Source organism: Streptomyces sp. SKN60 (assembly GCF_026236535.1).
Taxonomy (GTDB): domain Bacteria; phylum Actinomycetota; class Actinomycetes; order Streptomycetales; family Streptomycetaceae; genus Streptomyces.
Window position 1 is genome coordinate 261,574 of the sequence record NZ_JAHTMW010000005.1, and the last position, 12,742, is coordinate 274,315.

The following is a 12,742-nucleotide window of genomic DNA, read 5'->3' on the forward strand; positions in this document are numbered from 1 at the left end:
CGGTGCAGCCGCTCAAGAAGGCCGACCCTTCCGTCCTCGCCGGCTACCGGCTGCTCGGCCGGCTCGGCACCGGCGGCATGGGCGTGGTCTACCTGGCCAGGTCCGCGGGCGGCGCGCTCGCCGCCCTCAAGCTGATCCGCGCCGAGCACGCCGCCGACCCCGCCTTCCGGGCCCGTTTCCGCCGCGAGGCGGCCACCGCCGAGCGGATCACCGGCCGCTGGGTGGTCCGGGTCCTGGGCGCCGACCCGGAGGCCCTGGAGCCGTGGCTGGCCACCGAGTACGTGCCCGGGCCCTCGCTCGCCGAGGCCGTCGCCGTGCACGGCGGCGGCCTGCCCGAGTCCACCGTGCGGGCCCTCGGCGCCCGGCTCGCCGATGCCCTCGACGGCATGCACGCGGCAGGGCTCGTCCACCGGGACGTCAAGCCCGGCAACGTCCTCCTCGCCCTCGACGGACCGCGCCTCATCGACTTCGGCATCGCCCGGGTCAGCGGCGCCACCGCGCTCACCGCCACCGACGCGATGATCGGCACGCCCGGCTTCCTCGCCCCCGAACAGGCCCGGGTGACCGGCGCGGACGAGGTCGGCCCGGCCGCCGACGTCTTCTCGCTCGGCTGCGTCCTCGCGTACGCGCTGACCGGCCGCCGCCCCTTCGGTACGGGCGCGGTGGCCGCCGTGGTCTACCGCACCGTCCACGAGGAGCCCGACCTCGACGGGCTGCCCGAGCCGCTGGCGCCTCTGGTCGCGGCCTGTCTCGCCAAGGACGCCGCCGACCGGCCGAGCGCCGCCGAGGTACGGGACGCGCTCGGCCCGTACGAGGGCCCGGCGGCGGGCGACTGGTTGCCGCCGGGCCTGCCCGCGCTGATCGCCCAGCGCTCCTCGCGGGTCCTGGACCTGCCGGTCGCCGACCCGACGATGCTCGACGCCGAGGAGCCGCGGGGGACGTCGCGGCGCCGCTTCCTGGTCCTCGGCGCGGGCGGGGCCGTCGCGGGCACGGGCGGCCTCACCGCCTGGCTGCTCGGCCGCGACCCGGCGGGCGGCGCGGTGGGCGGCACGGGTGGCGGCGCCGGCGGCGGATCGGGGGCGCCCAGGACGACGTACACGCTCGGTCTGCTCACCGACCTCAGCGGCCCGGACAAGGCCGACGGACGCGCCCAGGAACGCGGGCTGCGCCTCGCCCTGGAGACCTTCAACGCCCGCGCGGACCGGCTCTTCGACCTGGCGCTCAAGGTGACGGACGACGGCGGGGACCCCAAGCGCGCCACCGCCGGGGCCCGCGCCCTGCTGAAGGAGCCGGCCCTGGTCGCCGTACTCGGCCCGACGACCGCCGACACGGCCGTCGCCGCCGCGGACGCGCTCGTCGACGCGAAGGTGCCGGTGCTCAGCGTGGTGGCGGCGGTCCCCGCCGGGACGACGATCCGCGGCCAGACACCGGAGATGCGCACGTACTTCGAGGCCCGGTCCTACTCCCAGGCGTCGATCGTGCCCTTCGGCCGTTGGCTCACCGCGCACGAACGGGGCCGCACCGCGGTCGTCGACGACCGGGCCGCCGGTAGGTACGGCTGGCTCGTCGTCCAGACCGTGCGGCAGTCGCCTCCCGCCCGCGGCACGGTCACCGTGCACCAGGTCGCCGCGGACAGCGAGGACTTCGGCCCTGCGGTCCGGGCGGCGCTTGCGACCTCCCCGACGGGAGTGATGTACGTGGGGAACTCGCCGCGCCGGGCCGCCCTGTGCGCCAAGGCCCTGCGGCAGCAGGGCTACCGGGGCCCCTGCGGAAGCGTCGAGCCCGCGCTCCGCCCGGAGTTCCTCACCTTGGCGGGCCCGGCCGCCGAGGGATGGTTCTTCGGGACGGGTTACGTCGATCCCGATACGGTCCCGACCGCGAAGGAGTTCACCGCCGCGTACCGCAAGCGTTGGGGGATCGCGGCCTCGGACCCCGTCGACCGCTTCGCGGCGGAGTCGTACGACGCCCTGTTCTGGGTGGGGCGGGCGCTGCGTACCGCCGCCGGGAAAAACGCGGAGCGCCCGGGCACGGCGATGTCGAACATGTTCATGAACGACGAACGGCAGTACCGGGGCGTTGCCAGGTCCTACGAGGCCATGGCCGGCGAGTCCGCGCAGGCCTCCCTCGACGGGCTGAGCCTCTGGCGCATCCGCGACGGCAAGCCCCGCTGCCTCGGCCCGTACGCCGAGGCAGCGAAGCGCGACTGACACGAAGCGCGACTGACACCAGCGCGACCGACCAGCCGCGCGGGCGGGTGTCAGCCCACCACCGTCCAGGTGTCCTTGCCCGTGAGCAGCTGCGCCAGGTCGCCCTTGCCCTGCTGCTCGACGGCCTTCTCCAGCTGCTCCGCCATCAGCGTGTCGTACACCGGCCGCTCCACCGACCGGAACACCCCGATGGGGGTCTGGTGGAGGGTGTCGGGGTCGGCGAGCCGGGACAGCGCGAAGGCGGTCGTCGGGGAGGTGGAGTGGGCGTCGTGGACGAGGACCTGCGACTCGTTCTCCGGGGTCACCGTCACGACGCGGAGGTCGCCGGTGGCCGGGTCGCGGACCACGCCCTTGTCGAGCTCGGCGCCGAAGCGGATCGGCTGCCCGTGCTCCAGGCGGATGACGGCCTCCTTGGCCTGCTCGTTGTCCTTGAGGACCTCGAAGGCGCCGTCGTTGAAGATGTTGCAGTTCTGGTAGATCTCCACCAGCGCCGTGCCGTTGTGCTCGGCGGCCTGGCGCAGCACCGAGGTGAGGTGCTTGCGGTCGGAGTCGACCGTCCGGGCCACGAAGGAGGCCTCGGCGCCGAGCGCCAGCGACACCGGGTTGAAGGGCGCGTCGAGCGAGCCCATCGGGGTCGACTTGGTGATCTTGCCGAGCTCCGAAGTGGGGCTGTACTGGCCCTTGGTGAGGCCGTAGATCCGGTTGTTGAACAGCAGGATCTTCAGGTTGACGTTGCGGCGCAGGGCGTGGATGAGGTGGTTGCCGCCGATGGACAGCGCGTCGCCGTCACCGGTGACCACCCACACCGACAGGTCGCGGCGCGAGGTCGCGAGACCGGTGGCGATGGCCGGGGCGCGGCCGTGGATGGAGTGCATCCCGTAGGTGTTCATGTAGTACGGGAAGCGGGACGAGCAGCCGATGCCGGAGACGAAGACGATGTTCTCCTTCGCCAGGCCGAGTTCCGGCATGAAGCCCTGTACGGCGGCGAGGACGGCGTAGTCGCCGCAGCCGGGGCACCAGCGGACCTCCTGGTCGGACTTGAAGTCCTTCATGGACAGCTTGGCCTCCGACTTCGGCACCAGCTGCAGAAGAGACTCGGTCACAGCCGACTCCGATCCCGACTCACTCATCGATGACCTCCTTGAGGGCCGCGGCGAGCTGCTCGGCCTTGAACGGCATTCCGTTGACCTGGTTGTGGTTGCGGGCGTCGACGAGGTACTTCGCCCGCACGAGGGTGGCGAGCTGGCCCAGGTTCATCTCGGGGACGACGACCTTCTCGTACCGCTTGAGGACCTCCCCGAGGTTGCCCGGGAACGGGTTGAGGTGCCGCAGGTGCGCCTGCGCGATGGGGTGGCCGGCGCGGCGCAGCCGGCGTACGGCGGCGGTGATCGGCCCGTAGGTGGAGCCCCAGCCGAGCACCAGGGTGTTCGCGTCGTCCGGGTCGTCGACCTCGATGTCGGGCACCTCGATGCCGTCGATCTTGGCCTGCCGGGTGCGGACCATGAAGTCGTGGTTGGCCGGGTCGTACGAGATGTTGCCGGTGCCGTCCTGCTTCTCGATGCCGCCGATGCGGTGTTCGAGGCCGGGCGTGCCGGGCAGCGCCCACGGGCGGGCCAGGGTCTCCGGGTCGCGCTTGTACGGCCAGAAGACCTCGGTGCCGTCGGCGAGCGTGTGGTTCGGGCCGGTGGCGAACGTCGTGGTGAGGTCCGGGAGTTCGTCCGGGTCCGGGATCCGCCAGGGCTCGGAGCCGTTGGCCAGGTAGCCGTCGGAGAGCAGCAGGACGGGTGTGCGGTACGTGAGCGCGATCCGGGCCGCGTCGAGTGCGGCGTCGAAGCAGTCGGCGGGGGTCTTCGGGGCCACGATCGGCACCGGGGCCTCGCCGTTGCGCCCGTACATGGCCTGGAGGAGGTCGGCCTGCTCGGTCTTGGTGGGCAGACCGGTGGACGGGCCGCCGCGCTGGATGTCGACGATGAGCAGCGGCAGTTCGAGGGAGACGGCGAGGCCGATGGTCTCGGACTTGAGCGCCACGCCCGGGCCGGAGGTGGTGGTCACGGCGAGCGAGCCGCCGAAGGCCGCGCCGAGCGCGGCGCCGATGCCGGCGATCTCGTCCTCGGCCTGGAAGGTGCGCACGCCGAAGTTCTTGTGCTTGCTCAGCTCGTGCAGGATGTCCGAGGCCGGGGTGATCGGGTACGAGCCGAGGTAGAGCGGCAGGTCCGCCTGGCGGGACGCGGCGACCAGGCCGTACGAGAGGGCCAGGTTCCCCGAGATGTTGCGGTACGTGCCGGTGGGGAAGGCCCGGGTGGCCGGGGCCACCTCGTAGGAGACGGCGAAGTCCTCGGTGGTCTCGCCGAAGTTCCAGCCGGCCCGGAAGGCGGCCACGTTGGCCTCGGCGATCTCGGGCTTCTTCGCGAACTTGCTCCGCAGGAAGGCCTCGGTGCCCTCGGTGGGCCGGTGGTACATCCAGGAGAGCAGCCCGAGCGCGAACATGTTCTTGCTCCGCTCGGCCTCCTTCCGGGAGAGCCCGAAGTCCTTCAGGGCCTCCACGGTGAGGGTGGTGAGCGGCACCGGGTGCACGTGGTAGCCGGAGAGCGAGCCGTCCTCCAGGGGGGAGGTCTCGTATCCCACCTTGGCCATGGCGCGCTTGGCGAACTCGTCGGTGTTGACGATGATCTCGCCGCCGCGCGGCACGTCCCCGATGTTGGCCTTCAGCGCGGCCGGGTTCATCGCGACCAGGACGTTCGGCGCGTCGCCCGGGGTCAGGATGTCGTGGTCGGCGAAGTGCAGCTGGAACGAGGACACGCCCGGCAGCGTGCCGGCGGGGGCGCGGATCTCCGCGGGGAAGTTCGGCAGCGTGGAGAGGTCGTTCCCGAAGGACGCGGTCTCCGAGGTGAACCGGTCACCCGTGAGCTGCATGCCGTCACCCGAGTCACCCGCGAAGCGGATGATCACCCGGTCGAGCCGGCGGACTTCCTTCGCGGCGCCGTGCTCGGCCGTCGTCGGAGCACTGCGCTGCTCCCCGACCAGGGCCTCACCGGCCTCGCTGCTGACCTGGCTGGTCACTGAACTGGACCTCCCTCGCGGCAAGGGTTCTCTCCGTCGAGACGTCACCCGCGGAGAAGGCTCGTGAGACGGCCGGCTGCCCGGTCGTCCCGTGGCCCACCCTACGACTGCACGGTGGGCCTTCCCGGGACTTCTCGCATCGTGGACCTCGTTTCGAGACGCCCGTGACGCCTTTATATGGCCAATTGTCGCTCTCTGTGACCCCTCTGGTCCAGTGACGCTCCAGTCGGGGGTCGCGCTCCGCGTGTGACCGGTGACGGGGTGGAGCCGACTTCCCTCGCCGGCTCCCCTTGGCTCCTTCCCTGGATAGCTGACGGTGTGTCAGAAGTCCAGGAAGCCGGTGGCCCGGGGGCCGACGCGGTCTGCCGGGGGCTAGGAGTTGAGATACGTCAGTACGGCGAGCACCCGGCGGTGGTCCCCGTCGCTCGGCGAGAGCCCCAGCTTCAGGAAGATGTTGCTGATGTGCTTCTCGACCGCGCCGTCGCTCACCACCAGCTGCTTCGCGATGGCCGAATTCGTGCGCCCCTCCGCCATAAGCCCCAGGACCTCCCGCTCGCGCGGCGTCAACCCCGCGAGAACGTCCTGCTTGCGGCTCCGGCCGAGCAGCTGCGCCACGACCTCCGGGTCGAGGGCCGTGCCGCCCCGGGCCACCCGGACCACCGCGTCCACGAACTCCCGGACCTCGGCGACCCGGTCCTTCAGCAGATACCCCACCCCGGTGCTCGAACCGGCGAGCAGTTCGGTGGCGTACTGCTCCTCCACGTACTGCGACAGGACCAGGACCCCGAGCCCCGGATGCTCCTTCCGCAGCCGCACCGCCGCCCGTACCCCCTCGTCAGTGTGCGTCGGCGGCATCCGTACGTCGGCGACCACCACGTCCGGCAGCGCGCCCTCGCCCGCCAGGTCGGACACCGTCTTCACCAGCGCCTCGCCGTCCCCGACCCCGGCCACGACCTCGTGCCCCAGATCGGTGAGGAGCCGGGTCAGACCCTCGCGCAGCAGCACCGAGTCCTCGGCGATCACCACGCGCACTCCCCTCGCGCGCTCTCCCACCGCGCCACCCATGTTCCTCACACCCCTGTTCGTCTCGCTGCCGACGCTCAGCATCGCAGCAGTAGGGACGCAGGGGGCGGGAACGGGGTTCAACTCGGCCAGCGGCCCGGCGGTCCCGCCGGCGTGGCGGACCAGGGGTGCGGTACGGCGGACCAGGGGCGCGGTACGGCGGTTCAGGGGCGCGGTGCGGCGGTTCAGGGGCGCCACGGGATCTCGGCGGTGACCGTGGTCGGGCCGCCGGCCGGGGAGTCGACGGCGAGGACCCCGTCGACGGCGTCGAGCCGCTCGGTGAGACCGGCGAGACCGCTGCCGGCCCCCGGGTCGGCGCCGCCGACGCCGTCGTCCCGTACCTGGATCATCAGCCGCTCCTGCGACCGCCACACGTCCACCCACGCCCGGCGGGCCCGGGAGTGCTTGGAGACGTTCTGCAGCAGCTCGGACACCGTGAAGTACGCGATGCCCTCGATCGCCGCGGCGGGCCGCTTCGGCAGGTCCACCTCCACCGACACCGGCACGGTCGAGCGGGCGGCGAGCGCGGAGAGCGCCGCGTCCAGACCGCGGTCGGTGAGGACCGCAGGGTGGATGCCCCGCGCCAGATCCCGCAGCTCCTGCAGGGCGAGCTTCACCTCGCCGTGCGCCTCGTCGACCATCACCGCAGCGGCCAGCGGATCCCCGGCCAGCTTCTCCTTCGCGAGCCCCAGATCCATGGCCAGGGCCACCAGCCGGGCCTGCGCGCCGTCGTGCAGGTCACGCTCGATGCGCCGCAGGTCGGCGGCGGCGGTGTCCACGACCACGCCCCGGTCCGACTCCAGCTCGGTCACCCGGGTGGCCAGCCGCGACGGCCCGAGCAGCCCGGCCACCATGAGCCGGTCCACCGCCACCATGCCGCGCAGGACCCACGGCCCGACCAGCACGAAGACCAGGCCCACCAGGCTCGTCACGGCGATCTCGAAGGGCGAGTTCAGATAGACGGAGTGCGCCTCGTCGCCGTAGATCTGCAGCCCGGCCTGCCCGGCGTACATCGGGAGCACCCACTGCCACAGCGGATACGTGAACAGGCTCCAGCCCCACGACCACAGCGCCACCGTCACCGAGAACGTGAACACCGCCCACGGGAAGTGCAGCAGCGCGTAGAGCAGATGCCGCCAGGACGCCCCGCTCTTCAGCGTCGCGCCCATCCAGGACAGCGCGCCCCCGGTCTTCCCGCGGGCCGGCTCCGGCGCCGCCACGTCGAGCCCGAGCATCCCGCGCGCCCGCGCCCGCTCCACGGCCCCGAACCCGCGGCACATCGCGAGCGCGCCGGCCAGGACGGGGATGCCGAGGAAGGTGACGAGGAGCCCGGCACCGGTCGACACCAGGGACACGGCGAGACAGAAGTAGAGGATGCTCAGCGGGAAGCCGGTCAGGACGTAGCCCAGCTCGCGCCAGGTGCGTCCTTCGAAGGGGGCGCGGAGGCCGGCGGGCAGGCGGTGGGTGGCCATCGGAGATCCGTTTCTCACGCGGGGGCGGTCGGGGCGTTCGCTCGTGTTCCACCCTCGCGGGTGGGAGGGGCCCGGAACCATGAGGCAGGTGGGCGTCTGTGGCGGGGGGTTTTCCCTACCGGCGGGCGTGGCGCTCTACGACACCGTGGGCCGGTCGCGGTCGCGGTCGCGGTCGCGCCACGGCAGTTCGGCGGTGACGACGGTCGGCCCGCCGGCCGGGGAGTCGACGGCCAGGACCCCGTCGACCGCGCCGAGCCGCTCGCCGAGCCCCGCGAGGCCGCTGCCGGCCGCCGGGTCGGCGCCGCCGGCGCCGTCGTCCCGTACCTGGAGCATCAGCCGCTCCTCCGTCCGCCACACGTCGACGGCGGCGGACCGGGCGCGGGCGTGCTTGGAGACGTTCTGCAGCAGCTCGGAGACGGTGAAGTAGGCGATGCCCTCGATCGCCTCGGCGGGCCGCTCGGGCAGGTCGACGGAGACCTTCACCGGCACCGTGCAGCGGGCGGCGACCGCCGAGAGCGCGGCGTCGAGACCGCGGTCGGTGAGGACCGCCGGGTGGATGCCCCGGGCGAGGTCGCGGAGCTCCTGGAGGGCGAGCTTCACCTCGCCGTGCGCCTCGTCGACCATCGCGGCGGCGGCCTCCGGGTCGTCGAGCAGCTTCTCCTTGGCGAGGCCGAGCCCCATGGCGAGGGCCACGAGCCGGGCCTGGGCGCCGTCGTGCAGATCGCGCTCGATGCGCCGCAGATCGGCGGCGGCGGTGTCGACCACGACCCCCCGGTCCGACTCCAGCTCGGCGATGCGCCGTTCCAACTCGTCGGAGGGGGAGAGCAGCCCGCGCACCATCGCCCGGTCGACGTTGCCGAGCCCGCGCGCCACGAAGGGCAGCACCGGCCACAGAACGATCAGCGACACCAGGGTCACGGTGAAGGTGAGCACGCCCCAGGGCAGCCGGATGAACCCGTACAGCTGGCTGCGCCACGCCACCGGGTCCTTCAACTGCGCCCACAGCCACGGCAGGAACCCGTCCCGGTGCGGCAGCCGGCTCGGCCGCTCCACGTGCACGCCGAGCAGGCCGCGGGCCCTGGCCCGTTCCGCGCCGGCCATGCCGCGCGCCCCGGCCAGACCGAGGGCGAGCAGCGGCAGGCCGATGACGGTGACGGACAGGCCCACGCCGAGGGCGATCGTCACCACCGCGTACACGAACCCGGCCAGCGCGCACGGCAGATCGGCGAGGAGGTGCGCGACCTCCTTCCAGGTGTGCCGGCCGTAGGCGAGGCGGGCGGGCGGCGGCGGGGTGTCGTTGAGGCTGCTCATGGGATCAAGGGTGTCGGTCGGAGGGCCGCGCACGCCATGGGGGAGGTGGCCGGAGCGGCAGGGGGGATATCCCTACCGGGCCCTACCTGGGCCTGCCAGGGCCTGCTTACGCTCCCTTTAGCAGGGCCTAGACTCGCGTGCGTAAGACACTGATACCGAGGGGCGGACGGACGTGCGGGAACCGACCGTCGTCGCGGCGGAGTACGCGGCGACGAACCACGCGACGAACCACGCGACGACTCACGCGGCGGACTACTTCGAGACGTACTCCGTCGTCGGACTGCTCGCCGTGCTCGGCGTGCTCTTCGTCGCGGTCGCGTTCGGCGCGGGCCGGCTGCTGCGCCCGGTCGTCCCGACCCCGGAGAAGCTCCTCACCTACGAGTGCGGCGTCGACCCGGTGGGGGAGGGCTGGGCCCACACGCAGGTCCGCTACTACGTGTACGCCTTCCTCTACGTGATCTTCGCCGTCGACTCGATCTTCCTGTTCCCCTGGGCCACGGTCTTCGCCGCGCCCGGATACGGGGCGACGACGCTGGTCGAGATGTTCGTCTTCCTCGGCTTCCTGGCCGTGGGCCTGCTCTACGCGTACAAGAAGGGCGTCCTGGCATGGCTGTGACCCCCCTGCCCGCCCCCAAGCTGGGCCCGCTCGCCCGACTGGCGCCGGAGCCCATGAAGGTGGTCCTGAACTGGGGCCGCCGCTACAGCCTGTGGGTCTTCAACTTCGGCCTCGCCTGCTGCGCGATCGAGTTCATCGCCGCGTCGATGGCCCGCCACGACTTCATCCGGCTCGGCGTGATCCCCTTCGCGCCGGGCCCGCGCCAGGCCGACCTGATGATCGTCTCCGGCACGGTGACGGACAAGATGGCGCCGGCGGTCAAGCGCCTGTACGAGCAGATGCCCGAGCCGAAGTACGTCATCTCCTTCGGCGCCTGCTCCAACTGCGGCGGGCCCTACTGGGACTCGTACTCCGTCACCAAGGGCGTGGACCAGATCATCCCGGTGGACGTGTACGTGCCGGGCTGCCCGCCGCGGCCGGAGGCGCTGCTCCAGGGCATCCTCAAGCTCCAGGAGAAGATCGCGCGGGAGAGCCTGGAGGAGCGTTACGGGGCGTCGGCGTCGGCGCCGTCCGTCTCCCAGCTCACCAGCCCGCTGGTCGCCCCTCCTTCGCCGGGAGGCAAGGCATGAGCGAGAACTTCGCGGACAGCTACGCGGCGCTGCCGGACTCGGTCGCCGAGGTCTTCGGCGAGGAGGCGACGGCGGAGCGGGCGTACGACCTGCTGACGGTCGACGTGCCCGTCGGCTCGTGGATCGCGGCGCTGGAGATCGCCCGCGACAAGCTGGGCCTCACCTACTTCGACTGGCTGAGCGCGGTCGACGAGCCGGGCGTGGGCTTCCGGGTGTGCGCGCACGTGGCGTCGGTGGGCCCGGGCTCTGTACGCCGCCTCCTTCTCCGTACGACGGTCCCGCACGCGGCCCCGTCCCTGCCGTCCGCCATCGCGGTCTACGCGGGCGCGGCCTGGCACGAGCGCGAGACCCACGAGATGTTCGGCATCACCTTCACCGACCACCCCCACCTGGTCCACCTCCTCCTCCCCGACACCTTCGAGGGCCACCCCCTCCGCAAGGACTTCGTCCTCGCCGCCCGCGTCGCCAAGGCCTGGCCCGGCGCCAAGGAACCGGGCGAATCCCACGACCCCCACGCCCCCAAGCGCCGCCAAATGCTCCCCCCGGGCGTCCCCGACCCCAACGACTGGGGCCCCCTCAAGGGCCAACTCCCCCCGGCCCCCTCCCGCGCCGAGCGCCCGGTGCGCCGTGCCCGTACGGCGGGCGAGGGCTCGGCGAGCCAGCCCCCGACGGCCGACCGCCCGGCCCGCCGCGCACGCACAGCGGGCGAGGGCTCCGCGAGCCAGCAGACCGAAGCCGCCCCGGCGGCGCCGGAGGCGCCCGCGGCTCCCGCCGGTCCGGGCCGCAGCCGTACGGCGAGCGGCGGCTCCGCCAGCCAGCGGGCCGGAGACCTGGACGCTGCCGCGTCCGACGAGGGCGGAGCTGAGCCGGGCCCGGAGGCTGCGGCCCCGGCGGCTCCCGCGGGTCCGCGCCGCAACCGCAGCGCGAGCGCGGGCTCCGCGAGCCAGCGAGCTGGGGCAACGGCCGAGCCCGACTCGGCAGCGCCGGCCGAAGACCGAGACGCTGCCGCGCCCGACACGGCGGGGACCCCGGCTGCGCCGGTGGCGCCCGCCGAGGGCGGCGCCGAGCCGGCAGCGGCCCCAGCAGCTCCTGCGGGTCCGCGCCGTAGCCGTACGGCGAGTGGCGGCTCCGCCAGCCAGCGCGCGGATGCACCTGCCGAGCCCGGCTCGGCAGCGTCGGCCGCCGACCAGGACGCTGCGGCGCCCGGTGCGACGGAGAGCCCGGAGGTCCTGGCTGCGCCGGCGGCCGGCGGCGACGCGTCGTCGGAGCGGCCCGCGGCCCCGCCCCGTACCCGCAGCTCGGACGCCCCGTGGCACCACGCCCGCCCGGCGTTCGACGAGGAGCCGCAGGCTCCGGTGCCCGAAGCGCCCGAAGCGCCCGCGCAGGGCGAACCCGGCACCGACGCCCCGCCCGCCGAGGGTGAGCCCACCACCGACCCGACCACCCCCACCGACCCCGCCGGAGGCGACCCCGCGTGAACGACGTACTCGACGTCGCCCTCCGGCTGCTCATCGTCTTCGCCACGTTCCTCGTCCTCCCGCTCGTCGTCGGGCAGACCGAGCACAAGGTCATGGCGCACATGCAGGGCCGGCTCGGGCCCATGTACGCGGGCGGGTTCCACGGGTGGGCGCAGCTCGTCGCGGACGGGGTGAAGTTCGCGCAGAAGGAGGACGTCGTACCGAAGGACGCCGACCGGCGGGTGTTCCAGCTCGCGCCGGCCGTCGCGCTCCTGCCGTACCTCCTCGTGCTCGTCGCGATCCCGATCGGGCCCAGCGAGGGCGCCGTCGGGCGGGTGGTCGACGCCGGCATCTTCTTCGTGCTCGCCGTGATGGGCGTCGGGGTGCTCGGCAGCCTGATGGCCGGCTGGGCGTCGGCCAACAAGTTCAGCCTGCTCGGCGCGCTCCGTACCGCCGCGCAGCTGCTCGCGTACGAGCTGCCGATGCTGCTCGCCGCCGCGTCCGTCGCGATGGCGGCCGGCACCGTCTCCCTCCCCGGCATCCTGAACGCCTTCGAGTGGTGGTGGGTGCCCTGGCAGATCGTCGGCGCGCTGGTGTTCTTCACCGCCGGGCTCGCCGAGCTGCAGCGCCCGCCGTTCGACATGCCGGTCGCCGACTCGGAGATCATCTTCGGCGCGTACACCGAGTACACCGGCCTGCGCTTCGCGCTGTTCCTGCTGGCCGAGTACGCCGGCATCGTCGTGCTGTGCGGCCTCACCACCGTCCTCTTCCTCGGCGGCTGGCACGGACCCGGCGGCGCCGACGGCCTCGGCTGGGTGTGGACGCTCCTGAAGACCGCCGTCCTGGCCTTCGTCGTGATCTGGCTGCGGGTCTCGTACCCCCGCCTGCGCGAGGACCAGCTGCAGAAGCTGGCCTGGACGACCCTCGTACCGCTCGCCCTCGCGCAGATCGCGCTCACCGGCATCGTGAAGGTGGCGATCCAGTAACC

10 protein-coding genes are annotated in these 12,742 nt (G+C 73.2%); 5 read left to right on the forward strand and 5 right to left on the reverse strand.

Going from position 1 to position 12,742, the window contains the following annotated elements:
* Positions 1-2 precede the first annotated feature (2 nt).
* On the forward strand, positions 3-2,207 hold the full coding sequence (locus KV205_RS10945; protein ID WP_265863954.1) for a bifunctional serine/threonine-protein kinase/ABC transporter substrate-binding protein: 2,205 nt from the start codon (positions 3-5) through the stop codon (positions 2,205-2,207).
* A 50-nt stretch (positions 2,208-2,257) separates the two neighbouring features.
* On the opposite strand, the gene KV205_RS10950 is transcribed toward KV205_RS10945, so the two are convergent.
* The 5 genes from KV205_RS10950 to KV205_RS10970 all read right to left on the reverse strand — a co-directional run bounded on the left by KV205_RS10950 (position 2,258) and on the right by KV205_RS10970 (position 9,112).
* Positions 2,258-3,259: a 2-oxoacid:ferredoxin oxidoreductase subunit beta gene (locus KV205_RS10950; RefSeq protein WP_265864080.1), complete on the reverse strand. Its 1,002-nt coding sequence runs from the start codon at positions 3,257-3,259 to the stop codon at positions 2,258-2,260.
* 70 nt (positions 3,260-3,329) lie between these two features.
* A complete protein-coding gene (locus KV205_RS10955; protein ID WP_265863955.1) occupies positions 3,330-5,267 on the reverse strand; it encodes a 2-oxoacid:acceptor oxidoreductase subunit alpha in 1,938 nt (645 codons plus the stop codon).
* 372 nt (positions 5,268-5,639) lie between these two features.
* On the reverse strand, positions 5,640-6,299 hold the full coding sequence (locus KV205_RS10960) for a response regulator transcription factor (protein WP_265864081.1): 660 nt from the start codon (positions 6,297-6,299) through the stop codon (positions 5,640-5,642).
* A 215-nt stretch (positions 6,300-6,514) separates the two neighbouring features.
* A complete protein-coding gene (locus KV205_RS10965; protein WP_265863956.1) occupies positions 6,515-7,801 on the reverse strand; it encodes a sensor histidine kinase in 1,287 nt (428 codons plus the stop codon).
* A 135-nt stretch (positions 7,802-7,936) separates the two neighbouring features.
* Positions 7,937-9,112 carry a sensor domain-containing protein gene (locus KV205_RS10970; protein ID WP_265863957.1) on the reverse strand — a complete coding sequence of 392 codons (1,176 nt, stop codon included), beginning with the start codon at positions 9,110-9,112 and terminating at the stop codon, positions 7,937-7,939.
* Between the two features lie 172 nt (positions 9,113-9,284).
* On the opposite strand from KV205_RS10970, the gene KV205_RS10975 reads away from it, so the two are divergent.
* Genes KV205_RS10975 through KV205_RS10990 form a run of 4 tightly spaced genes read left to right on the forward strand, consistent with a single transcriptional unit; the run spans position 9,285 to position 12,740 of the window.
* Positions 9,285-9,728 carry an NADH-quinone oxidoreductase subunit A gene (locus KV205_RS10975; RefSeq protein WP_265863958.1) on the forward strand — a complete coding sequence of 148 codons (444 nt, stop codon included), beginning with the start codon at positions 9,285-9,287 and terminating at the stop codon, positions 9,726-9,728.
* Positions 9,719-10,297, forward strand: a complete 579-nt coding sequence (locus KV205_RS10980; protein WP_265863959.1) for an NADH-quinone oxidoreductase subunit B — start codon at positions 9,719-9,721, stop codon at positions 10,295-10,297. Before KV205_RS10975 ends, KV205_RS10980 begins: the two co-directional genes overlap by 10 nt.
* Positions 10,294-11,775 (forward strand): NADH-quinone oxidoreductase subunit C, encoded by a 1,482-nt coding sequence (locus tag KV205_RS10985; RefSeq protein ID WP_265863960.1) that lies wholly within the window; start codon positions 10,294-10,296, stop codon positions 11,773-11,775. Before KV205_RS10980 ends, KV205_RS10985 begins: the two co-directional genes overlap by 4 nt.
* Entirely contained in the window at positions 11,772-12,740 is a 969-nt protein-coding gene (locus KV205_RS10990; protein ID WP_265863961.1) for a complex I subunit 1 family protein, read from the forward strand. Before KV205_RS10985 ends, KV205_RS10990 begins: the two co-directional genes overlap by 4 nt.
* Positions 12,741-12,742 lie beyond the last annotated feature (2 nt).

Coding starts and splice junctions, on each gene's coding strand:
- KV205_RS10970 (WP_265863957.1), bottom strand. CDS start 9,112: ATGAGCAGCCTCAACGACACCCCGCCGCCGCCCGCCCGCCTCGCCTAC.
- KV205_RS10950 (WP_265864080.1), bottom strand. CDS start 3,259: ATGAAGGACTTCAAGTCCGACCAGGAGGTCCGCTGGTGCCCCGGCTGC.
- KV205_RS10980 (WP_265863959.1), top strand. CDS start 9,719: ATGGCTGTGACCCCCCTGCCCGCCCCCAAGCTGGGCCCGCTCGCCCGA.
- KV205_RS10965 (WP_265863956.1), bottom strand. CDS start 7,801: ATGGCCACCCACCGCCTGCCCGCCGGCCTCCGCGCCCCCTTCGAAGGA.
- KV205_RS10985 (WP_265863960.1), top strand. CDS start 10,294: ATGAGCGAGAACTTCGCGGACAGCTACGCGGCGCTGCCGGACTCGGTC.